This is a genomic window from Leptospiraceae bacterium (assembly GCA_025059995.1).
Taxonomy (GTDB): Bacteria; Spirochaetota; Leptospiria; order Leptospirales; family Leptonemataceae; genus SKYB61.
Map to the genome: position 1 here is coordinate 198,526 of JANXCF010000005.1, position 21,546 is coordinate 220,071.

Annotated in this window: 25 protein-coding genes; 8 read left to right on the forward strand and 17 right to left on the reverse strand. The window is 34.8% G+C overall.

Features of this window, described 5'->3' with window-relative positions; genetic code table 11:
- Positions 1–19: 19 nt before the first annotated feature.
- Entirely contained in the window at positions 20–1,480 is a 1,461-nt protein-coding gene (locus tag NZ853_08665; protein MCS7205756.1) for a 2-oxo acid dehydrogenase subunit E2, read from the forward strand.
- Here NZ853_08665 and NZ853_08670 read toward each other — a convergent pair.
- Positions 1,462–3,546: an LTA synthase family protein gene (locus NZ853_08670; GenBank protein ID MCS7205757.1), complete on the reverse strand. Its 2,085-nt coding sequence runs from the start codon at positions 3,544–3,546 to the stop codon at positions 1,462–1,464. The two genes, NZ853_08665 and NZ853_08670, sit on opposite strands and share 19 nt — an antisense overlap.
- Positions 3,547–4,186: 640 nt before the next feature.
- On the opposite strand from NZ853_08670, the gene NZ853_08675 reads away from it, so the two are divergent.
- Positions 4,187–4,615 (forward strand): arsenate reductase ArsC, encoded by a 429-nt coding sequence (locus tag NZ853_08675; GenBank protein MCS7205758.1) that lies wholly within the window; start codon positions 4,187–4,189, stop codon positions 4,613–4,615.
- On the opposite strand, the gene pyrF is transcribed toward NZ853_08675, so the two are convergent.
- On the reverse strand, positions 4,594–5,433 hold the full coding sequence (gene pyrF / locus NZ853_08680) for an orotidine-5'-phosphate decarboxylase (protein ID MCS7205759.1): 840 nt from the start codon (positions 5,431–5,433) through the stop codon (positions 4,594–4,596). The genes NZ853_08675 and pyrF overlap by 22 nt on opposite strands.
- Positions 5,434–5,513: 80 nt before the next feature.
- On the opposite strand from pyrF, the gene NZ853_08685 reads away from it, so the two are divergent.
- On the forward strand, positions 5,514–7,430 hold the full coding sequence (locus tag NZ853_08685) for a long-chain fatty acid--CoA ligase (GenBank protein ID MCS7205760.1): 1,917 nt from the start codon (positions 5,514–5,516) through the stop codon (positions 7,428–7,430).
- Between the two features lie 17 nt (positions 7,431–7,447).
- On the opposite strand, the gene NZ853_08690 is transcribed toward NZ853_08685, so the two are convergent.
- The 6 genes from NZ853_08690 to NZ853_08715 are packed head-to-tail and all read right to left on the reverse strand — an operon-like array spanning position 7,448 to position 12,339.
- Positions 7,448–8,452 (reverse strand): NAD(P)-dependent alcohol dehydrogenase, encoded by a 1,005-nt coding sequence (locus NZ853_08690; protein ID MCS7205761.1) that lies wholly within the window; start codon positions 8,450–8,452, stop codon positions 7,448–7,450.
- A gap of 43 nt (positions 8,453–8,495) precedes the next feature.
- Positions 8,496–9,758, reverse strand: coding sequence for a hypothetical protein (locus NZ853_08695; GenBank protein ID MCS7205762.1), 1,263 nt, complete (start codon positions 9,756–9,758; stop codon positions 8,496–8,498).
- A complete protein-coding gene (locus NZ853_08700) occupies positions 9,674–10,612 on the reverse strand; it encodes a 7TM-DISM domain-containing protein (GenBank protein MCS7205763.1) in 939 nt (312 codons plus the stop codon). The genes NZ853_08695 and NZ853_08700 overlap by 85 nt, the downstream gene beginning before the upstream one ends.
- A 26-nt stretch (positions 10,613–10,638) precedes the next feature.
- Positions 10,639–11,577, reverse strand: a complete 939-nt coding sequence (locus tag NZ853_08705) for a glycosyltransferase family 2 protein (GenBank protein ID MCS7205764.1) — start codon at positions 11,575–11,577, stop codon at positions 10,639–10,641.
- Positions 11,574–11,954 carry a GtrA family protein gene (locus NZ853_08710; protein MCS7205765.1) on the reverse strand — a complete coding sequence of 127 codons (381 nt, stop codon included), beginning with the start codon at positions 11,952–11,954 and terminating at the stop codon, positions 11,574–11,576. Before NZ853_08710 ends, NZ853_08705 begins: the two co-directional genes overlap by 4 nt.
- A 4-nt stretch (positions 11,955–11,958) precedes the next feature.
- A complete protein-coding gene (locus tag NZ853_08715) occupies positions 11,959–12,339 on the reverse strand; it encodes a hypothetical protein (GenBank protein ID MCS7205766.1) in 381 nt (126 codons plus the stop codon).
- A gap of 204 nt (positions 12,340–12,543) precedes the next feature.
- Between NZ853_08715 and ilvB the strand changes: the two genes are divergently transcribed.
- From ilvB to NZ853_08730, 3 genes are read left to right on the forward strand one after another with little or no spacing between them, the layout of a single operon-like run.
- Positions 12,544–14,241, forward strand: a complete 1,698-nt coding sequence (gene ilvB, locus NZ853_08720) for a biosynthetic-type acetolactate synthase large subunit (protein MCS7205767.1) — start codon at positions 12,544–12,546, stop codon at positions 14,239–14,241.
- Between the two features lies 1 nt (position 14,242).
- Positions 14,243–15,118, forward strand: a complete 876-nt coding sequence (locus NZ853_08725; protein MCS7205768.1) for an SRPBCC domain-containing protein — start codon at positions 14,243–14,245, stop codon at positions 15,116–15,118.
- 1 nt (position 15,119) lies between these two features.
- The gene (locus tag NZ853_08730) at positions 15,120–15,716 is read left to right on the forward strand and encodes an ACT domain-containing protein (GenBank protein ID MCS7205769.1); all 597 of its coding nucleotides are present in this window, start codon (positions 15,120–15,122) and stop codon (positions 15,714–15,716) included.
- Between the two features lies 1 nt (position 15,717).
- On the opposite strand, the gene NZ853_08735 is transcribed toward NZ853_08730, so the two are convergent.
- From NZ853_08735 to NZ853_08775, 9 genes are all read right to left on the reverse strand, one after another.
- A complete protein-coding gene (locus NZ853_08735) occupies positions 15,718–16,608 on the reverse strand; it encodes a hypothetical protein (GenBank protein ID MCS7205770.1) in 891 nt (296 codons plus the stop codon).
- A 16-nt stretch (positions 16,609–16,624) separates the two neighbouring features.
- Entirely contained in the window at positions 16,625–17,551 is a 927-nt protein-coding gene (locus NZ853_08740; GenBank protein MCS7205771.1) for an Hsp33 family molecular chaperone HslO, read from the reverse strand.
- 536 nt (positions 17,552–18,087) lie between these two features.
- Positions 18,088–18,372 (reverse strand): CRISPR-associated endonuclease Cas2, encoded by a 285-nt coding sequence (gene cas2 / locus NZ853_08745; GenBank protein MCS7205772.1) that lies wholly within the window; start codon positions 18,370–18,372, stop codon positions 18,088–18,090.
- Between the two features lie 115 nt (positions 18,373–18,487).
- A complete protein-coding gene (locus NZ853_08750; GenBank protein MCS7205773.1) occupies positions 18,488–18,697 on the reverse strand; it encodes a hypothetical protein in 210 nt (69 codons plus the stop codon).
- A gap of 575 nt (positions 18,698–19,272) precedes the next feature.
- Positions 19,273–19,611, reverse strand: coding sequence for a hypothetical protein (locus NZ853_08755; protein ID MCS7205774.1), 339 nt, complete (start codon positions 19,609–19,611; stop codon positions 19,273–19,275).
- A gap of 68 nt (positions 19,612–19,679) precedes the next feature.
- Positions 19,680–19,832 carry a hypothetical protein gene (locus NZ853_08760; GenBank protein ID MCS7205775.1) on the reverse strand — a complete coding sequence of 51 codons (153 nt, stop codon included), beginning with the start codon at positions 19,830–19,832 and terminating at the stop codon, positions 19,680–19,682.
- Between the two features lie 61 nt (positions 19,833–19,893).
- Complete coding sequence (locus tag NZ853_08765) at positions 19,894–20,088, reverse strand: hypothetical protein (GenBank protein MCS7205776.1); 195 nt, start codon at positions 20,086–20,088, stop codon at positions 19,894–19,896.
- Positions 20,089–20,148: 60 nt separating this feature from the next.
- Entirely contained in the window at positions 20,149–20,304 is a 156-nt protein-coding gene (locus NZ853_08770; GenBank protein ID MCS7205777.1) for a hypothetical protein, read from the reverse strand.
- 237 nt (positions 20,305–20,541) lie between these two features.
- Positions 20,542–20,847 carry a hypothetical protein gene (locus tag NZ853_08775; GenBank protein MCS7205778.1) on the reverse strand — a complete coding sequence of 102 codons (306 nt, stop codon included), beginning with the start codon at positions 20,845–20,847 and terminating at the stop codon, positions 20,542–20,544.
- A 28-nt stretch (positions 20,848–20,875) separates the two neighbouring features.
- Between NZ853_08775 and NZ853_08780 the strand changes: the two genes are divergently transcribed.
- Complete coding sequence (locus tag NZ853_08780; protein MCS7205779.1) at positions 20,876–20,998, forward strand: hypothetical protein; 123 nt, start codon at positions 20,876–20,878, stop codon at positions 20,996–20,998.
- A 28-nt stretch (positions 20,999–21,026) separates the two neighbouring features.
- Positions 21,027–21,546 (forward strand): hypothetical protein (locus NZ853_08785; GenBank protein MCS7205780.1); only part of this gene is annotated, 520 nt, incomplete at its 3' end.

Below are 21,546 nucleotides of genomic sequence, written 5' to 3' on the forward strand. Positions count from 1 at the left end.
AAATCAAAAGGAGTAAAACATGGCACGTATCATAGAATTAATGCAATTATCCCCAACAATGAAAACAGGTACCTTCGTTCGTTGGGTGAAAAAACCCGGTGATGCCGTTAAGTCAGATACAATCATAGCAGAGATCGAAACCGATAAAGCCATCATGGAAATGATGGCTTTTGATGAAGGAATCCTGCTAGCAACAGTCGCAAATGAAGGAGATCAATTGCCCGTTGGAGCTCCCATAGCAATTGTGGGAGAAATCGGCGAAGAGATTTCAGAACTATTGGAAAAAGCAAGAAAAAAACTCAACGAAATGAAATCTCCTTCAGCAGTACCAACCCTTCAAAAAGAAGAAAAAATCGAAACACCACCAGTGAAACCTCAAATCAAAAAAGAAGAGGGATGGGCACCAAAAACAGAAGAACCTACAGAAGAGCCAAAAGAATTTCTTCAAAAAACAATGACTTTAGAAGCAATAGAAAGTGAAGAAGAATCAGAAATCAAAACTACGAAGAAAGTATTTGATCGCATCGAGGTTGAAGTTTCTGATTTTCAAAAGCCCATCATAGATAGACCAGCCTTAAACGGCGATATTAGCATACCTCCTTATATAAGTTTAGCAAAAAGCATCACAAAGAGTAAATACCCCGCAAGCCCCTATGCGAAGAAACTAGCAGAAAATTATGGAGTTGATCTGAGTGTGATTGTTCCCGAAGACGGAAAAAGAATCACAGCAAAGGACGTTGAAAACTTCGTAAAAAATAGAAAAGCTGGACCTACAAAAGAAATCAAGCCTGATAGACGTATCCCTGTAGCAGGTATACGAAAAATCATCGCAGAACGTTTGTATCAGTCCAAAGCGAATATCCCCCATTATTATTTGACAATCGATATCGAGGTGGATCCCGTTTTAGAACTTCGAGAAAAGATGAATCATGACCTTGCAGAAATGAAAGAGGAAATCAAACTAACACTAAATGATTTTATCATCAGAGCTGTAGCCAAGTCTTTAACAAAACATCCTGTGGTGAATAGTAGCTGGCAGGGAGATACCATCATTCAATATGGAAGGATTGATATTGGAATTGCTGTGGCTTTGGATTCAGGATTGATTACTCCTTATGTTCGGAATGCAGATCAGCTTGAGTTTTTAGAAATGGTCAAACAAATCCGTAGCTTGGTCAAAAGGGCACGAGAAAGAAAACTAAAGCCCGAGGAATACACCAATGGAACTTTTACGGTTTCGAATTTGGGAATGTATGGAATCAAAGAATTCTCAGCCATCATCAATGAACCAGAAGCAGCCATCATGGCGGTGGGAACGATACAAAAAAAACCAATCATAAAAAACGATCAAATTACAGTGGGAAATATTGTGTCCATTACCTTGAGCTGTGATCATAGAGTGATTGATGGAGCAGAAGGAGCAAGCTTTCTTCAAACTTTCAAAAAATACATTGAGAATCCTTACTTAATGTTTGTATAAAAACTGATATCATAGTTTTGATTTTTTAAACAATCATGCGAAAGTTGGTGTAGGGCATATTCTCTTTCTTGCAAAAAACGAAGAACCTCTGATAGGTGAAGATTTCTTTTTTTGTAAATATTTGGCAAAGCTAAATAGATGTTTTGGTCATGTATGTAGTATGTATCTGATAATTTTTTCTTTTTGTATTGGATTTGAAAGTCTTTATCAGTAAGGGAACGTATTCTTGGAAGGATAATTTTTCCTTTGGTAAGGAATACTTCGTTTCCGTTGAGTCTGATGGGGATTTTGATTAAGTAATAGTCTCGATTTTGACTGAGAATGGTAAAGGGTATCTCGTGAAGTTGCGAGGTTATCATACAGCTGGGGGATAGATATTCAATTGGAATGTTTTCGACTTCTGAGGAATTCAAATCTTGATCCCTGTCATTTGTAATGGATAGTGATTTCTTGATTTGAGCTATTTCTTCATTCTGGTGATGAAAGAAAATAAGATGACTTTCGTCTATAAACTCAGGATAATATGTTTTTTTCCCGATTTGGAGTTTCATGAAGGGAGTGAAGTTTTTCCCAACCAAAATGCAAACTTGGAACTTACTGAAATTTGAGCACTCAATCCTTTCTACATGAGGTATCCAACCGATTTGATAGTGGCTATTGTTCAGTGGCTTATCTAAGAATTTTTGGTAGAAAATTTGTTTTCCAAACAAAACATCGTATTGATAGAGCTTCCAAGCTTTTTTATCATTCAAACCTTTATACATTTGTGTTTGAAAGTTTTGTATATTAAGAATATCCAAGATCAAGTAATAAAGTTCATAAGCATAAAGTTCATTCTTAGGGAATGAGTAATCAAAATTAAAGTTGGTCCAAATATAAAGGGGGGTCTTTCTTAGGTCTAAGTAATTATCAGTCAATCCAATTTTTTGATAAAATTCTTTTGAGAATGGTGGAAGATGATCACCAAAACTAATCACGATCACAGGTTCCTTTTGATTTTGTAATTTGTTTAAAAACTGGATAAGATCAAGATTTGAACGCCGTAAAAAAAACAAGTGTTGGAAAAACAATTTCTGCTCGTACTCATCAATAAAGTAATCTTGAGGCAATTTGATCCCATCAAGCATATCAGTGGGAACATTTGTTATAGGATAGGGAAAATGATTTTGAATTGTAATCAAAAAAGCAAAAAGGGGTTGATGTTCTTTCTCTAACAACGAAACAACAAAATCGTAGGCTTTATCATCCAAAATCACCCCTTCATAGTAGTTCGGAATAAATGGCAATGACTCTAAAGGAAAGAAAATATCAAATCCCAGAAAATGATAAACGTCGATACGATGATAAAACCACCCGAAGTTAGGATGCACTGCAATTGATTTATACCCCCTCTCTTTTAAAACAAAAGGTAAGGCATATAGATATTGATTGATGAATCCTGTGTAGGGAGATATCCCCTCAGGAAGTAAATTCAGTCTGAGTCCTGTTAAGACTTCGAATTCCGTGTTTGCTGTTCCTCCTCCAACATTTGGGACAATCAACTCGCCTTCAAAAGCTTTTTTAGAGAGTTCTATTTCTTTGATTGGATCGTTTTTTAAAGAAAGAAGTTTTGCTTTCTTTGGATTCCAAAAACTTTCGTTCAAAACCAAAATGACGTTGGGAGTGAAAGGGACCTTTTCGTTTTGTGAGTTTTGATCAAATATTTTGTTGTTTTGAATGACTTTATGCACATCATTTTCTGAGTAGAAAAAGAAATAATCAGAATAATTCAATACCTCAAAAATTAAATATTGTAAAAATCCCTTTTGGTAAAGTTGGATTACAGGATCCCAACGGAATTCGCTTTTAGTGTTTTGATAGTTTAGAAAAAAAAAGAAAGAAGAAAGTACAATCAAGATAATTAATCTCAAACGTGGAAGAAAGACATGAACGTGATGAAAAACTTTTGCGATGGCTAAAGAAACAAGAACAAAAGAAACAAAGAAAGTAAGAACTTCTTCTGAGAAGTTTTGGAGAATAGACTCACTAAAAAAGACTGCTTCGTGCATTAATAAAAGATCAGACATGAAAAGGGGTTCGTGTCGAAATTTGATTTTCACTACATTTACAAACTGAAGAAACGTTAAAACAAACAAAAAAAAAGTCACAAAACCAACATAGATCTTACGTTTGTTTATTAGAAAAAATGAATTTAATAATATAAAATAAGCGATGTAGTTAAAAAAAATATCTTTAATAAAAACTTTATCTAAAGAATGAAAAAAATTGTTTTCAAAAAAAAGATAACCTTCAACGTAAATCAAAACCATCAGAGGCAATGTAACCAAAATTATATATGGTTGAAATCTATATTTCACATTTGCAAAAAATTTGACTTAATTTCTTTGTCGATTATTTTTAAAATAAAATTTTGTATCTAAAATTAACCTTTAGTTATTAATTTCATGCAAAATGGAATTTTTTTAGGATTTCTTAAAATTTTCAGATTTTTTGAAACAAAACTCTAGTAGAAAGACCTTATATATTAAGAAACTATCAGCTAATTAAAAATCATTAGAATAAGGGTAAAAGGGGAGGATAATTTGTGGTTGAGGTATTATCCTCAACCTTTTTTTCAAAAAGAATTAACAAACAAAGTAAGCATCAAGCACTTTTTTGCATTTAATGAATTTCTTTTGCGTTGACAAAAAATCATTTTCTTTTTCAATGAAGCAGGTGAAACGTGTTCTAATTCTTTGCACAGGAAACTCTTGTAGAAGCCAAATGGCTGAAGGTATCCTCAAATCCTTTTCTTCTAAGCATTACATTGTTTCAGCTGGAACAAACATATCAGATAGGGTTCATCCCAAAGCGATCAAAGTAATGAAAGAAATTGGTATCGATATTTCAAATCATTATCCTAAAAGTGTTGATCAGTTTTTGAGTCAATCTTTTGATTTTTTGATTACAGTATGTGATTCGGCAAAAGAAAGTTGTCCTACTTTTTATGGTCCTGTGAAACACCGACTCCATATTGGATTTGAGGACCCAGCAAAAGCAGAGGGAACAGAAGAAGAAGTAATGAATGTTTTTCGTAAAGTCCGGGATGAAATCTATAAAGAATTCAAAAACTTCTACGAAAAATATTTAGCTTGAAGATGGGTTTGAACTTGATCATAAAAATTATTGATAAAATTGTTAATAGATTGTGCTAAATCATTACGATGAGGAGCAGAGTAGATTAAACTTCTACTTATATTGATCAGAGCATTCCATTCGAAAACGTGTAGGACGTTTTCTAAACTTCCTTTTTGTTCTCCGATACCGGGAACTAATATCGGAATGTCTTTTGTGATTTGCTTTATTTGCTTTAAATCTTCGAGGGTATTGGTAGCTCCTACCACTGCAGAGACATTATCATAGAGTTGATTCCATTCGTAAATTTTTCTGGCTACCTCAAGGAATAAAGGAGGATTTCCATAGAATTCAAAATCTACTTTTGATGGATTGGAGGTCAGACATAGAACTATAGTTCCTTTGTTTGGGTATTCGATAAAGGGCTTTATACTATCAAAACCCATGTAAGGATTCACGGTGATTGCGTCAAAATTCCAATATTCAAAAATCCCCTTCGCATATTGTTTTGAGGAATGAAGTATATCACCTCGTTTGGCATCGGCGATAAGGATTTTCTTGGTTTGAGAAGTTTTCATTCTTTCACGGATTATGGTCAAAATTTGATCCATAAGATTCCAACCATCTTTACCAAAAGCTTCAAAAAAAGCAAAGTTGAATTTATAAGCACTGCAGAAATCAAAAGTATATTCTATAATATCAGAAAAAAAAATTTTTAATCCATCGATTGTTTTTTCATATCCAGTAGGGAGTAGATCAGCGTTTGGATCGATTCCAATACATAAATTTTTTTTAGTTTCAATAATGAATTTTAGTGTTTTTCGATTATATGTTGACATAAAATCCTATGTGCTTATTATTAGATTTATATTATATTTCACGGATTCTTACAATCTCTATGTAAAAAAAGGAGGTAGTCATGTCAACAAAAACGAAAGCAAAGAACTTAGCAGAACTTTATAAAGAAGCAGCAGAAAAATATGGTGATTTACCTGCTTTTGCTACAAGAAACGAGAACAAGGTTTTTGAGCCCGTATCTTTCAAAGAATTATATGAAATGGGAGTAGCATTAGCAACAGCTTTTATTGATCTTGGGATTCAACAAAGAGAACACGTGTGTTTTTTCTCTGATAACCGTTTTGAATGGATTTTAGTGGATTATGGTATTCAACTTTGTGGAGCTGTGGACGTTCCAAGAGGTAGTGACATAACAGATGGGGATATACAATATATAGTTCCTCATTCTGATGCAAAAGTAGTGATTGTCGAAAACCAAGCGGTTTTAGATAAGGTGTTAAAAAACAAAGCCCATTTGAAAAACATACAACATATCATTGTCATGGACAAAAATACAAAACCTCCTGAAGGTGTTTTACATCTATACGATTTACTTGAGAAAGGAAAAGAACTTCGCAAAAAAGGAGATCGCAGAGTAGAAGAAAGAATGGCAAACATAAAAGAAGATGACTTATTCACATTGATTTATACTTCCGGAACAACAGGAACTCCTAAAGGAGTGATGTTAACTCACAAAAACATTATTTCTCAAATCAATAATCTTCCAGATGAAATTACATTATCACCACAGGATCGAGTTTTGTCGATACTTCCCATTTGGCATATCTTTGAGCGAATGTTCGAAATGCTTTGTATCGCCAACGGCATATGCACTTATTACACAAATGTGAGAAATGTTCGTGAAGATCTGACCATTGTAAAACCTACCTTTATGGCATCAGCTCCAAGGCTTTGGGAAAGTGTGTATCAAGGAATCTTAAAACGTATCGAAGAAGCACCAGCTATTCGTAGGAATTTGTTTCACGCAGCTTACTATTGTTCAAAAAAATTCAAAGGAGCGATTCGCTTTTTGACCTTCAGAGAATTGGACACGACTGGAAGAAATCCAATATATTCATTTTTCTTGGGAATTTATCATCTTATCAATTTAATTATTTTCGCTATACCGAATTTGATTTTGGATGCGATTGTATTGTCAAAAATCCGAGCAGCAACGGGAGGGAAATTACGGGGATCTGTGTCTGGTGGTGGTGCGCTTCCCTTGCACGTGGATGAGTTTTTTAACAATATTGGAATTCCTGTTTTGGAAGGATATGGTATGACAGAGACAGCTCCTGTTTTGGCGGTGCGAACATATAGTAAATTAGTTCCCGGAACTGTCGGTCCTCTTTATCCCAATACCGAATTACGTTTGATTGATATTTCGACAGGCGAGATTCTATACACCACAGAACCGAATGGACCGAAAAAACGAGGAGTGAAGGGAGAAATTCATGTTCGAGGACCCCAAGTGATGAAAGGATACTACAAAAACCCAGAAGCCACTGCAAAAACCATCGATAAAGATGGATTCTTAAATACTGGTGATTTGGGAATGATGACATTTAATAACTGTCTGAAGATAGTAGGAAGATCCAAAGAAACCGTAGTTCTTTTAGGAGGAGAAAACGTAGAACCAGTTCCAATTGAAAATCGACTATTAGAGTCTCCTTTGATCCATCAGTGCATGGTTGTTGGTCAAGATAAGAAATATTTAGCTGCTTTGATTGTTCCATCCTTAGAGCAACTCAAAGAATATGGTTCTACGTACGAAGAATTAGCAAAAAATGAAGAAGTATTGAAATTACTACGAAATGAAGTAAAAAGACTTATTTCTGCGGAAGCAGGTTTTAAATCCTTTGAGCGTGTTGTTGATATAAGGTTGTTGCCTAAACCTTTTGAAGTCGGTGATGAGCTAACGAATTTATTCAAAATCAAACGTCACGTAGTGACAGAAAAATATAAGGACCTAATTGAAGAAATGTATAAAGAAAAGTAGTCCTTTGTTGGACTACTTTATTTATGAAACAACACAGCTCGATAACGAATAGTATTGTTTCGTAGTTTTCGGATGGCTTGATTCACCTCTTCTAAGGGAAAGGTTTCTATCTTTGCTTTGATTTTGTGTCTTCTTGCAAATTCCAGCATTTCTTTGATTAAAGAAGGACTGCCAATAATACTTCCACTTATATGAAGGTTTTCTAAAATATTGGGTATGGGGATATTCAACGTTCCCCCAGCTCCAACAAAATGAAGACGTCCATTTGGCTTCAAAAACGAAAGAAACATGTTCCAATCAAGATCAACAAACACAGTAGAAAGGATCATATCAAAACTTCTTTTGAGGAGTCGGATTTCTTTTTTGGTAAGTTCAGGTAGATAAACAAAATGATGAGCTCCGAGTTCTTTTGCTTCTCGTTCTTTCTCTTTCGTAGTTGAAAAGACTATGATCTCACATCCAAATGCCGAAGCAAATTCAATGGCTAAGTGCCCGAGCCCTCCCATGCCAATAACTCCAATTTTTATAGAAGGATGAGCAAAATTACGCAAAGGGTTATACACCGTGATTCCTCCACATAAAAGAGGAGCTGTAGTATCAGAAGGTAGATCCTCAGGAATCGGAATGGCAAATTTACTTTCAACGACGGTGTAGGTAGCAAAACCACCTGGTCTTCCTACGCACGTGGCGATGTGTTTTTCGCAGAACTGTTCTTGTCCCATCAAGCAGTATTCGCAATGACCGCAACTACCTGCTTGCCAGCCTATCCCCACTCGCATTCCAATTTTTAAGTTTTTAACGTTTTTCCCCGTTTTTTCGACGATCCCAATGATTTCATGCCCTGGCACTAAGGGATACGAACTGATCTTCCAGTCATTATCAATCAAATGGACATCGCTATGACAAATACCACAATGGGTGATTTTGACCAGAACTTCGTGATCTTGTAGTGGTTTTAATTCGAACTCATAAGGTTCTAATTCTGATTTTTCTTGGAAAGAAGCATAAGCCGAAACTTTCATAGTAGAAGAAAACTCTAAGTGAAAGTTCTGAAAAGAAAAAATCTTAACTCCCTAAAACTTTTTTGCATTTTTGATAGTAAAAATGAGCAGGATTATCATTTTGATTATACTCAAGGATTTCTTCGAAAAGAGAATAAGCTAAATCAATTTTTTGTTTTGTGTAATTTTCAATGCCTTTTATAAATTTTTCTTTCGTTTGTCTGTATTTTTGTTTGATTTCTTCATCGTAGTGGTTGTAAATTTCGTAGACCTTAACAGGTGTGTGTTTGCCTTTTAAAATGATAGTTCCAATGAAACGATGGAAGTATTGATCTTTGTTCGGTAGTTTGTTGAGCACGTCTTCTGAAATCAGAATGTCGGTTCCAAAATCCCGATTGAGTTTTTCTAATCGAGATGACGTATTGACAGCATCCGAAATCACTGTGGTTTCCATCCGGTTGGAACTCCCAATCACTCCTAACATCACAACACCTGTGTGAATCCCACAACATATTTTTAAGGTTATGTCTTGGTATTTATAAGAATAACGAAAATTTTTTATGGTTTTTTGGATTTCTATGGCAGAAAGGATGGCATCTTCTGGACTGTTTGGGAAGAGTGCCATAATTCCATCCCCAATGTATTTATCAATAAAACCATTGTTTTTTTGAATAATAGGTTCTACATGCATTAGATATTGATTGATGAGTTTAAAATTATCTTCTGGGGGTAGCAATTCTGAAATTTGAGTAAAGTTTTTTATGTCAGCAAACATGATGGTAATGTCTCTTTGGATTTGATCACCTAATCGAACATGAGAAATGTCTTCTTTTCTTAGAGTCGTTAAGAATTCTCTGGGAACAAACTTCGAAACAGCAGCAAGGAGATCTTCGAGTTTTTTTGTTAGAACACGATTACGTTCGAAAGCGAATGAAAACTTATAAGATAGGGAAAGTGCCTGAAACAAAATAAAAATAAAAATCCCCAAAGGTAATAAATATCCTGTTTCAATGATGTTTCTTGCATACAAAATATCGTTAATAGTAGTCAAAAGAGGAGCTATGATCCCAATCAGGGAGAAAAGAGTTCCTTCTTTTCTTTTAAGAGTGGATAATATCAAACCATAAAGCAAATACAAACTCATAAAAATCAGAAAGATTTGGTATAACTCGAGAAAGATTTTCATGGCATGAATAGGGAAGATAATTGTCATTATAACTAATGGAAAAGAAACATAAAGAATCATTTTGATGAAAAAGGGATGAAATTCTGTGAGAAAAGTTGTTCTATAATCCTCGTCTTGGGATAATTTTCGCGTTGTTGAAATGTATAAAACAAAAACAAAGCAAAAAAAGGAAGACCCAAAAACACGGAAAGATATTCTGCTTTTATATGAACTTCCCAGGGAAAATCAGGAAAAATCTGCAAGAAGAATTTTTCTCCCGTTATAGCAATCCTTAATGCCATAATCAAACTGAATAATCCAAAAAATAGAGGGGCTAATTCCGTTCTTCGAAAAAAGAATAAAAACAAATGATAAATTCCCATGATGAGGATAATACCAAAATAAAAAATTTCTGTTCCAATAGAAAATGCGTATTTCTTGATAATAAAATTTTCTGTGCCAATGTATATTTTTTCTACGATTCCGCTAATGTTATCGCTGAAATTTGCTACTTGAATGAGGATTTCCATTTCAGGTTTATCGACAAAAACGTATTTCACGGTTGGTAGATGTTGGGGTTTGTAGATTTCTTTTTTTTGATTCACTACACCATTCTCAGAAACAAACTTACCATTGATATAAAGCTTGTAGGCTGAAGCGAAATGGGGAAGTTTTATGGCATAAAGTTTTGGATATTCCAAAGGACGTATCAAGACTCGGTAGGTTGCTACATTGTTTACATCATAACCAAAATTATTCCAGTTCGCAGGAGCAAGGATAAGGGTTTTTTTTAAAAGTATTGTATTGTTTTGTAAACTTTCAGGTTCTAAGAGAACTCCGAAAAAAAACTCCCATTCTCCTACTAAAGGAACGGGTCCTTCAGAGTCTAAATCCCAATTCGATAAATCTAAAACTCCGTCTTTGATAAATGGTGGCAGTCTATCTGTGGGGCTACATTGATTAAGAAATAAAAACAGAATCCCTTTGATGATAAAGCAAAACTTACACTTCATCATAGTAAGTTTGCAACTCTTATCTAGTTTTAAAAATTTATTTTTTTGTCAATGATGTAGATTGGGCGGTTTTTGATTTCATCAAATATACTGCCAATGTATTCTCCTATAAGACCAATAGTCAGTAATTGAACACCTCCAAAAAAGATGATAGTAATGATGGTTGAAGCCCAACCACTAAGCACAATCTCAGGTCTAAGAAAGATAGAAAGGAAGACATAAACAGTTAATACCAACCCTAATAAAATGCTTATGAAACCTAACGAAGTGGCTAATTTCAAAGGCTTTTTTGAAAAATATAAAAGAGCCGTCATAGCAAAACGTATCATTTTGGATAGTGGATATTTGGTTTCACCTGCGAAGCGAGGTTCTCGGACATAGTAATATGGTATTTGTTTGAAACCAATCCAACTGATCAAACCTCGAATGTATTTGTTTTTCTCGGGAAGTTTTCGGAATTCTTCTATCACTCTTTGGTCAATTAACCGAAAATCCCCCGTATTTTCGGGGAGAGGAACATCAGACAAGAAATTGATGATTTTATAAAATAGCCATGCAGTGTATTTTTTGAAAAAGGTTTCTCCTTTTCTTTCTACTCGAACTCCATAAACCACATTCGCCTTTTTCTCAATAGCTAATTGATACATCTCAGGAATAAGCTCCGGGGGATCCTGCAAATCTGCATCGATAATAACAGCATAATTTCCTTTACAGTTATCTAAGCCAGCAACCACTGCTGGCTGATGCCCAAAATTTCTTGAAAAAGAAATGATTTTTACTCTTTTATCTTTACTGGCGATGGATTCTAAGATTTCTAATGTTTTGTCGGTACTTCCATCATTGATAAAAATCAATTCGTAATTGCGAAAATTTTTTGATAATACTTTAGAAAGTCGCTGGAATGTTTCTTCAATGACCTTTTCCTCGTTATAACAAGGAATGATCACAGAAAGAGTTGGTTCCTTCATCGAAAGGTCATATACTTATTCAAAAAAAAGTTGGCAAGTGTATAAAACCCCATACTTAAAATCTGAGAAAAAAATTCATCAAACGAAATGATTTCTACTAATATAAGTAGCACGAAAAACTGAAAACCATAACTTATTCCAAAAACAATCAAAAAAAGAAGAAACTCTCTACCTATCTTCCCTCTTGAACGAAAGGTCCAAAATTTATTCCAAAAGAAGCTATTCAAAAAACCTGCAACATAACCAATCCCATTCGCCAGTAAATAGTTTATTTGAAGGATCACAGTGAAAAGATAAATCAAACTTAAAGTTATCAAAGTGTTTACAACGCCAACAAGAGAAAATTTAAGGAACTGATCCCAAAAGAGCTTCAACATGATTTTATTCAGGATTGATGGGCTTATTGCTCATGTTCCAAACATATTCCATCCACTCGGTGAAGTTTTTCCAAGTCTTTCCTGAGTCATTATCATTGAGTAAAGTTACAACAGAAAGGTCTTTTTCATTAAAGGCAAACAAATCATCGGTCCATTCTGCAAAAACGATATAATGGTTTTTTTTGGAATGTCTTTGGGGTTTCACAAAATAGAAGTTAACTATTTCGGGTTCAAGAGTAGTGACTAAGGTTTTAAAATCCTCCGGGAATTGAAAATTAAGGTCATATTCCCAATCTTCAATTTGGCTCTTTGAAAAAACAGGAGTATCTCCGTATTTTCCACTTTTTTTAATATTTTCGATAATGATTTGGATATTATTTTCCATAAAGGATGGAAAAAAACTAAGATTTTTTTAGTCAATTGGATTTATCTATGATGTAATGATTTTCTTTTGCTTGTGTATGATGATAATTGTCAAGTTTGTCTTGATAAGAAAATCAAATTAAGATTGACTAAGAACTGAATGAATCTAAATTGAGGTATAATTTGATAGTACTACATAAATTCCCACAAAAAATGAGGAGTCAATATGAAAAAAACTGGGGCAAAGTTAATGTTGGATTTGTTATTATCTCATGATGTTGATATAGTGTTTGGTTATCCTGGTGGAGCTATCCTACCTTTTTATGATGAGTTGTATAATTCCAGTATCAAGCATATTTTGGTTCGTCATGAACAAGGTGCTATGCACATGGCAGAAGGTTATGCCATTGTTACTCGTAAACCGGGTGTTGTGATTGTAACCAGCGGACCCGGAGCTACGAACACAGTGACGGGTTTAACCGATGCTAAGATGGATTCTATTCCAGTGATGGTGATTTCGGGACAAGTATCAACAACGGCGATAGGAACAGATGCTTTCCAAGAAGCTGATGTTTTCGGAATTACTATCCCTATAACGAAATACAATGCTTTAATCAAGAGTGCTGATGAGATCGCAGATGTATTCGAAGAAGCTTGGGTCATGCTAACAAATGGACGCCCTGGTCCAGTGGTTTTGGATTTTCCAAGAGACGTCCAAATGAAAGAAACCACAAAACTACAAGGAAAAGTCAGGTTAGCAGAGCGATTTTGGAAAAAACCAAAAATTCAAGGAGATATTGAAGCTTTTGCTGAGGCTTTGAATAAAGCAAAGCGACCTTTACTTTACGTGGGAGGTGGTGCTGTCATTTCGGGAGCTTTTCAAGAAATTCGTGTCATTGCTGAGAAAGGAATGATTCCAGTTATCAGCACATTAAAGGGATTAGGAGCGTTTCCCGGAACACATTTTCTTTCATTGGGCATGGCTGGAATGCACGGAACGGCAGTTGCAAATAAAGCCATTTTAGAGTGTGATTACATTTTGTCTTTGGGTGCGAGGTTTGATGACCGGGTTGCAGGTGTTCCCTCAGACTTTGCCCCCAACGCAGTTAGAGCTCACATTGATATTGACTCAGCTGAGTTCAATAAACGAGTCAAAGTAGATCATTATATTCATGGGGACTTAAAGGAAGTTCTACAAGCTTTGATTCCCTTCATAGAACAAAAAGATCGTTCTGATTGGATTAAGCATTTAGAAGAATATAAAATCAAATACCCATTGGAGTTTGAAGACAGCGATGAAGTCATCAAACCTCAAAGATTTATAAAACGTTTATACGAAATCACGAAAGGGAAAGCAATTGTTTCTACTGATGTGGGGCAGCATCAAATGTGGACCGCCCAGTATTATCTATTCGATGAATCCAATCGTTGGTTGACCTCGGGTGGACTTGGAACCATGGGATTTGGTTTTCCTGCTGCTATTGGTGCCGCTGTTGCAAAACCCAATGACTTAGTGATTTGTATTTCAGGAGATGGTTCCTTCCAGATGTGTATGCAAGAATTAGCCACGGTTCGTCAATACAACCTTCCTGTGAAGATCGTGCTTTTGAATAACAACTTCTTGGGTATGGTTCGTCAGTGGCAGGAATTGTTTTTTGACGAGCGGTTTTCTGAATCCGAATATCAATTCAATCCTGATTTCGTAAAGATAACTGAAGCCTATAACATACCCGGAAGAAGAATCACCAGTCCAAAAGAAATAGATGAGGGAATTGAATTTTTACTTTCGGAAAATGGACCTTCGTTATTGGAGGTAGTCATCCCAGCAGACGAAAAAGTATTCCCCATGATTCCTTCAGGAAAAAGTCAAAGAGATATGATCCTTTTCTCTGATGTTTACAAAGTGAAGAATCGATCCAAATAATATGACAAGAAAACAAATAGAAGAAACTTCTATAGAACGATATATTGATGTAGTAGCGACTCCTCAAAGAGCATATCGTGCCGTTACATCACAAACAGAGTTACGAAAATGGTGGGCGCCACGTGTAATCATGGCTAAAAACATCGTGTCCCACAAATCAGGAAAAGACATGAAGATGATTCTCACGAATTACCGAGAAAATGAGTTTGTTCGTTATAAATTTTATGGCTTAGATTGGAAGGATCAGCCAGAAACCATCATAGCAATTGAGATACATGAAAAAGGGGTCCGAAGAAAGGACAAGGGAGAAGGAATCCGAATCCATGTCTATCACGAAGGTTGGATCCGAGAAGATTACAAGAAAGAATATGAAGAAATTTGGGACAAAGCCTTAAATTCTTTAAAAATCCTCCTAACCGAAGAAAAGATCGTTCATTGGTGGGAAAAGGAAAAACGAAAAGGAGACTTCAAATCAGCAAATTTACAAGTAATAAGAGAATTCATCCAAAAAATGGATGATGAAACTAAGAATAAAAAAGACAAAAAGAAAGCATCGAAAATTCTATGGCAGATCTTCCAAGAGTTGGATCCTCTGGGGGAATGGTATTGCAAAGATAGTTTTACGGAAATCGAATTCTATGCAAGAGGACAAAAAATTTTTGGAGCTCTAAAAAGCGGTTATATTGTGATGAGTTGGAGGGAACTAGAACCCATCTTGGGAAGGAATCTCCAAGATTTTGCGGATCGATTCAGCATTGAGCAAAATCACATGGAAATCCATGTAGGACAAAATTACGAAAAAATTCCCGCAGTCGATATTATTCCTGATTTATTCATTCGATGGTGTATCGACGTCATTCAACATAAAAATAATTAGCATGATTCAATTTGAATGCTATCCATTAAGTGAAAGAAATATTTACTTAAAAATCGTCACCGATCATACGGAACGAGGTACCTTGTATCGATTAGCAACGGCAATCTTCGTGATGGGAATGGATATTCATTCGGGAGACATCAAGACCAAACAAGACGAAGAAGGAAAAGAATATTCTGAGGACGTATTCATTTTAAGAAATCCAAAGGAACTAAAGGCATTTGGTGATTTTGCCGCACAATTAGGGGTTTTGATGGAAAGCCTTTTGAATCGAGATTCGGATCCAGAACAGCTCTTGGCAATGAATCCAGAAAGGAAACTTCCTGATATCAAAGAAATCTTCAGTTCTAATTTTGATTTTATCATAGAAGAAATCCCAAAAAAGAATCAAATTTTATTCTACTTTGAGGCAAAAGATCGTCCCGGTTTATTATTAAGCATCACGAAGTTTTTGTATGAAAACAAAATCAACATTATCGAAGCTACTATTCGCACAGAATATGATGACATCGCAAAAGATAGTTTTATTTTAGAATACGATAATAAAGAGTCTTTAAAAAAATTAAAAAGTGAAATCCAACAATTCTTGAACGTTTGAATCAATATTTCTGATATTGAACATACCACTGATTCATTTTCTCTAAAATTTTCTTTGTATTATCGCTAATTTCCATCAAGGAAGGAGGGATGTCCCGTAAAGGCTTATGTTCTCTTTCAAAAGCAGGAATACGATAGTATAGATCTTCGAATTTCTTCGAAGACTCTAAAAGATTCATAAACATTTCTCGAAAGTGGCGATAGATTTCAAATCTTTTATAGTAGTTCATTCGTTCTTCTTGAGGAATGCTTTCGATTTTCTTTCGAACACGTTCAGGAAGCCTTAAAAGATAATCTTCTAAGTTTTTTGGGTAGTATAAAAGTTCTTTGAGGATTTTTATCGCATCATCATTTTTGTTAAAAACCTTGATTTCGATCTCTTTTTGCAAATTTATGAAAGAACTCATCAAGGTAGAAATCCTTTGGATAACAGAAGACCGTTCCAAGATCTTTTCTACTGCTTTTAAACTTTCAATGGCTTTTTTGGACTCTCTTTCTAATTCTTTGTAGAATTCATTTTCAATGACTAAGGTTGTATCGTCTTTGTTTTCAAATTCATGATTGACTTCTTGCATAAAATTTTCAACTTTTGAGCTTTCAGTTTGATGGGATTGAGAAAAACTGTCATCGATTTGAATATCATCTATTAGAGAATCTTCCATAGATTTATTTTTTAGGATTTCTTCTCGGACCTTCATTGCTTCATAGTAAGAACTCGCCAGACGAACGAATTGAACTTCTCTTGTGTTAAAGTCAAACTTCACTGCATACTTTCTTCCGTGAGCATCGATGAACTTTTTATTCAAATCTCGAATGGAAAGTTTTTTCGGATCAATATCTTCGATGGAACGAATGTAAATGTATTCCTTTTGAGGGTTGGATTTTTTGTCCATAAAAACTCCTAATACCTTATAAATTGTTTTTTTTCATAAACAATTTTTGTATATCATTTTCATTGAAAGTATATTTTTTTTTACAAAATTCGCAAGTAATTTCTACTTTGCCTTCTTCTTTTAAAATTGCATGGATTTCGTCTTTGCCGAGCGTAAAGATCACTTCTTCAATTTTCTCCAAGCTACAATCACAATAAAAAAATAAGTTCCCCGTCTGTAGGATTTCTACTCGATACTGCTGATGGAAGGTTCTTTTTTGATTTGTTTGATGCTCATAAAACAGAGTTTGAAAGAAAGTAGGAAAATCCGTTTTTTGTATGAAATTTGCCAAAGCATCAATCTGATCGAAAGAAGTATCAGGCAGAGCTTCGAAAAAATATCCAAAGATTTCTACTGGCTTTTGGGGTTGGTATTTGTCATAAAGAGAAAAAATCCCTACAAAGGCATTCACTTGATCGGATTTGCTAATGTATTCTTCGATATTTTTCGAAAAGGGGACCTTCCTCATTTCCACCGCCGAAGAATAAATCTTTTTACTCGTCATTTTGAATTTGTTGACTTGAAGTATCCCTTCCCCCTTTCCTTGATGGAGTTCTCCCTCCCATTCCGCATCAGGAGGAGAAATAATCCCTCGAACCCCTCCATAACTATTAGCAAAAGCAATGATTCTTTTTATGACTCCATCACTGTGGATTTGGATCCCAATTTGTTCGTGAAACTCTTTGATTTCTCGAGAAGTGAGTAAAAACGCCCCCATGATCACTTCCCCCAACAACGCCTGAGCTTGTATCGATAGTTCTTGGAGCTGACGGATTTCTTTCAGAGCTTCTTTCAGTTGAGCAAACACAAACCGAACGTTCAACTCAGGGATTATTCCACGAACAAAAAGGTCCTGCTGATTGTTTTTATTAAACTGAAACAAAAACTTGATTTCTTTCTCCATTTATGCTTTTTTTATCCAAAAGCCAAAAAAAGCAAACAGTTTCATTTTTTTCATATGCAGGGTTGTGAGCGCCCAAATTGACCGCAAAATCACCCTTTTGAGCTCTTTTTTATTTTTTTCTTACTCAAATTAGAATTTAGAATCTGGAACAAAAACGAAACACTTATTCGAAAAAAGCTTGTAATTTTTCTCGAGGTCGTTTCATCTGTTTTGCTTCTTGTTAGCCGAAGCCGTAGGCAAGAAACCTGCAAGAGATAAATTTTCCTGATTTTGTTAGAAAACAATTTGATTTCAATAGAATATGCGGTTTCTGTTTCGAAATATAAATCCACTATGCCATAGATTTGGTAATTGTGAGAGATAACGAATTCATGCCTTACGATTTTTGAATTTGGAAAACTCAAATTTTTCAACATTCGCTTTTGAAGGTTTCTTGATTTAAGCTTTTGATAATCCCTGCCTTGTTTCAAAGTGAGAATATCTTTTGAAACTTCATAATTATGAAAAAGAAAATAAGAAATCCTCCGTACCCTCAATCATAGAATCAAAAATTTTTTCAACAGCTCCAAGTTGGTATGGCCAAAGTGGTGATCACGTATCATTTTCGAAAAAGGCACATCCACAAGAAATTCCTTATCTTCTTTTAAATTCGATGGAACTCTCGCACTATGGCACGTTTCTCGGAGGGAAGTAAAAAACCCAAAAAACTGACTTTTGGAGATACGGATTAGCCCTTCCTTTTTGAGAGTTTTGATTAACTTATTTTTTCGCTTGTTATCTTGGACGTCATAACCAATAATCACTTCGGTTTCGATGTTCATTGTTCACCACCTGAAAACATAAGGTTTATATGTTAACGATATAACCGCATATTTTATATTATTCTCTTTTGCATGATGGTTTCGAGTTGGTATTGCTTATTTCCGTAGGTGTAAGTTAGATGGAAAGTTTCCATGATTGTATCTTTGCGGAATTTTTCTCAAGTTCTTTTTCTATCAGTTTGTAGAGCTCGAAGACTTTTCTTTCAAGGATTTTTACTACTTGTGAGTCAATCGGACGAATAGCATCTGCGGCAAGACGTTTTGCTATAGCATTTTGATTTTGATTTAATTCTGATCGAAGTTCATTTTCCAATGTGCAAGCCATACAGGTCTTATAGAACCCACTTCGTTCTTCATTTAAAACACCATAAAGTTGAATATAGAGAAATGGATTATTGTAGCGATTACTTGATTCTCTCGAGATAAGAGAAATTCTTTAAGATTTTTTCTTTTAGAGTATTTCCTTGATTATGGTTTTGGCTTTTTTCAAGAGGATATACACTTAAATAAATTTCTTTTTCTTTTTTTCGTCTTCTGACAAATTCCTTTTTTTGTTTCGTATTTCATTAAAGCGAATCTTGAAGAAGTTTTTATACTCTGTGCTATATTTTATATTTCGCTAAGTCTTTGATTACATTGATTAACTTCCGTATCTCGCTTATTGATTTTGATGGTTTCATTATTTAAAAGTTCAATAAGTCTGTTTATTTCATCTTTGGTTTTCAGTCCTGGGATTTGTTTAAGGATTTCTTCTTTTGCGTTTTTTTGGGTTTGGGTTTACAATTGCATTTTTGAAAGAGTTGATGCTCAGGATGGTTAGAAATCCATAAACCTTTTTGAGCAATCTTTTCTAAATCATAATAGTCCTTCGCTAAGCTTAGAAACTCTTGGTGTTCTTCTTCAGTTAGAATTCGAAAATCTTAGATTTGTTTTTGGACTTTGTCTATTTTTTTCTTTTACTTTTTTAGGGAAAACCAAATCATCTTTAGAAAATGCCGCTTGCAATCTCCACTTCAATGGATCATCCTTTAAGGTTTGATCTAAGTCTAATTGGAGTAAGATTGATTCCATAAAAACTTTTAATTTAGAATTTCCTTTTTTTAGATGCTCAAGGATTGTTTTTATTTCATGACGTGTATTATTAATATTAGAATTTAATACACTGATTCCCAAACTCGTAAACCAGTTAGAACTTCGAACAATATCAGATTGTAAAATCTTAATAAAAATTTTTTTCAATTGGAATTGGGATATTTTTTGTTTAAATACTCTTCATTCAATCTCAGGCTTTGGCATTTTGGAGGTCTTCAGTTATTTTGTTTTTCAAAAAGAGGAATCGTAGTTGTTGGTTCAGTTTCTAACAAGAAATCCAAAATATCTTTCTTACGAGATTTTAAGGTTTGGATGTAATTTTTTTTATATTCTGCTTCTCGTTCATTTTCTGGTCTCCAACTTCTCAACCATCGAAGGAAGAGTTTTTTCAATTTCTCTGCATCCCACTAAAATGAGAGATAAAGGTTTCTATTCACTTTCGTTTTCTTTGAGTATTTCAGGAATTTCTATTTCAAACTTCTCTTCAAATTCTTTAAGAGTTATTTTGTTCAGCTCATCATTTTCAGAAATGAACGTATATCCCCGCTGATTCAGAAGACCTAACACAAAATCATAAATATTTTCGGATTTGCTGTGTCCAATAAGAGTTTCAGTATCCTCCATAACGCCCCCAAATCCCCTACTCACCACCCACCAGCATAACCCATCTATATGATCATAATCTCACCTCACTATCATTCCTATACCACCGCTTAAAAACATGCTCGTTGTCATAACCTTGAACATCGGCTCCTTTTGTGTATTCTCGAACTTCACGCTTCTTGCATACTCACCAAACCACCGCTTAAAACCTAAAAGACGAAAAGAAACTCTCCACATGCCACCGCCTTCCATACCCATTTTTCTCTTTCCTTCGCTTCCTATTCTTTGTTATAATCTTCCAGTCTTTCTTCATGGGGTGATGTTATCTCACAAACTTAATGTTAGACACAGCAAAATTAAAACATAAAAGTTCAAAAAATCCGCATGGCTAAGCCATTTGTGGTCTTTTCAGTTCCTCTTCTCTTTCTATAAATAGCGCGGGTTTACATCGTAAACCAGAAAGGTCTATAACCTTTAGAGCTCGCCTCTGAAAGCTCTGTCGAGCACGGACTTTTCGAGGAGTTCTGTTTTCTCTTCCATCTGCTTTTTTTCTCTGAGGATTTCTCTTACTATGCGGTGGACTTGCTCAAGCTTCTGGACTATGCGTTTTTGTTCTTGAAGAGGGGGGAGGGGATACCTGCCATTATAGGAAATGATTGAGGGTGAAATATTAAAACAATGGTAGGATAATGACATATGTGTGGTGTGGTATGGTATGCTATAATGAATGTAAGTGTTGAGCAGGTGAAAATAGACATGACTTGGACTTATATTGAGCATTTGAATTTATATTATGTAAGTGATTTTTATGAGGCTAAAAACAGGCAAGGCAGCAAAAATCTGGCTTATAGCGACAGAACAATCCAACTTCATTGTGGGGGTGGAAGAAAAAGAGCGAATAAAAAGGTTAATATGTTATTCAGATATTTAGTAAAAAACAATACGAGAAAAGAGGAACAATGACTAGGGAACAGAGGTTTTTCAATACACTTAGGGATATGTTTATCGGTGCAAAAGTAGAAGGTATTGGTGGATTTGTGAATTTAATGAAAGTAAAATCTAAGTATTACGAGAAGATAGAACAGTTGCTTAAGAAAGATGTAGATGAAGCATTAAAGAAATATCCTACATTTAGGGAAGAGTTGTTTGATAAGCTTTACACATTCTTCAAGGGATACTTTACTGAAAGTGGAAGTATCTATTTTAATTCTACACCGTTTCATAACAACGTTTACGAGAAGATTTACACGGACGACAGAGACGTAATTCTGTTTTGGAAAACAAGAATGCTTTATTACGTAAAAACTGATAGAGTGTTTAGAAGTATGCCTGTTGAATTTGACGGTAAAAAATTCTATTTTGATGCATCAGAGATTGAACTTAAAAAGGCTAATGAAAAGAAAGAGCTTATTTATGAACTTAAAGAAATATCAGATGACGGCACCATTCACTTTAAGGTGATTTACTCTGAAAAGGGAA

Coding starts and splice junctions, on each gene's coding strand:
- NZ853_08780 (MCS7205779.1), top strand. CDS start 20,876: ATGAGGCTAAAAACAGGCAAGGCAGCAAAAATCTGGCTTATAGCGACA.
- NZ853_08670 (MCS7205757.1), bottom strand. CDS start 3,546: ATGTCTGATCTTTTATTAATGCACGAAGCAGTCTTTTTTAGTGAGTCT.
- NZ853_08675 (MCS7205758.1), top strand. CDS start 4,187: ATGAAGCAGGTGAAACGTGTTCTAATTCTTTGCACAGGAAACTCTTGT.
- NZ853_08665 (MCS7205756.1), top strand. CDS start 20: ATGGCACGTATCATAGAATTAATGCAATTATCCCCAACAATGAAAACA.
- NZ853_08775 (MCS7205778.1), bottom strand. CDS start 20,847: ATGCTCAATATAAGTCCAAGTCATGTCTATTTTCACCTGCTCAACACT.
- NZ853_08770 (MCS7205777.1), bottom strand. CDS start 20,304: ATGTGGAGAGTTTCTTTTCGTCTTTTAGGTTTTAAGCGGTGGTTTGGT.
- NZ853_08735 (MCS7205770.1), bottom strand. CDS start 16,608: ATGGACAAAAAATCCAACCCTCAAAAGGAATACATTTACATTCGTTCC.
- NZ853_08730 (MCS7205769.1), top strand. CDS start 15,120: ATGATTCAATTTGAATGCTATCCATTAAGTGAAAGAAATATTTACTTA.
- cas2 (MCS7205772.1), bottom strand. CDS start 18,372: ATGAACATCGAAACCGAAGTGATTATTGGTTATGACGTCCAAGATAAC.
- NZ853_08750 (MCS7205773.1), bottom strand. CDS start 18,697: ATGGCTTGCACATTGGAAAATGAACTTCGATCAGAATTAAATCAAAAT.
- NZ853_08740 (MCS7205771.1), bottom strand. CDS start 17,551: ATGGAGAAAGAAATCAAGTTTTTGTTTCAGTTTAATAAAAACAATCAG.
- NZ853_08705 (MCS7205764.1), bottom strand. CDS start 11,577: ATGAAGGAACCAACTCTTTCTGTGATCATTCCTTGTTATAACGAGGAA.
- NZ853_08710 (MCS7205765.1), bottom strand. CDS start 11,954: ATGTTGAAGCTCTTTTGGGATCAGTTCCTTAAATTTTCTCTTGTTGGC.
- NZ853_08725 (MCS7205768.1), top strand. CDS start 14,243: ATGACAAGAAAACAAATAGAAGAAACTTCTATAGAACGATATATTGAT.
- ilvB (MCS7205767.1), top strand. CDS start 12,544: ATGAAAAAAACTGGGGCAAAGTTAATGTTGGATTTGTTATTATCTCAT.
- NZ853_08765 (MCS7205776.1), bottom strand. CDS start 20,088: ATGGAGGATACTGAAACTCTTATTGGACACAGCAAATCCGAAAATATT.
- NZ853_08690 (MCS7205761.1), bottom strand. CDS start 8,452: ATGAAAGTTTCGGCTTATGCTTCTTTCCAAGAAAAATCAGAATTAGAA.
- NZ853_08700 (MCS7205763.1), bottom strand. CDS start 10,612: ATGATGAAGTGTAAGTTTTGCTTTATCATCAAAGGGATTCTGTTTTTA.
- NZ853_08715 (MCS7205766.1), bottom strand. CDS start 12,339: ATGGAAAATAATATCCAAATCATTATCGAAAATATTAAAAAAAGTGGA.
- NZ853_08685 (MCS7205760.1), top strand. CDS start 5,514: ATGTCAACAAAAACGAAAGCAAAGAACTTAGCAGAACTTTATAAAGAA.
- pyrF (MCS7205759.1), bottom strand. CDS start 5,433: ATGTCAACATATAATCGAAAAACACTAAAATTCATTATTGAAACTAAA.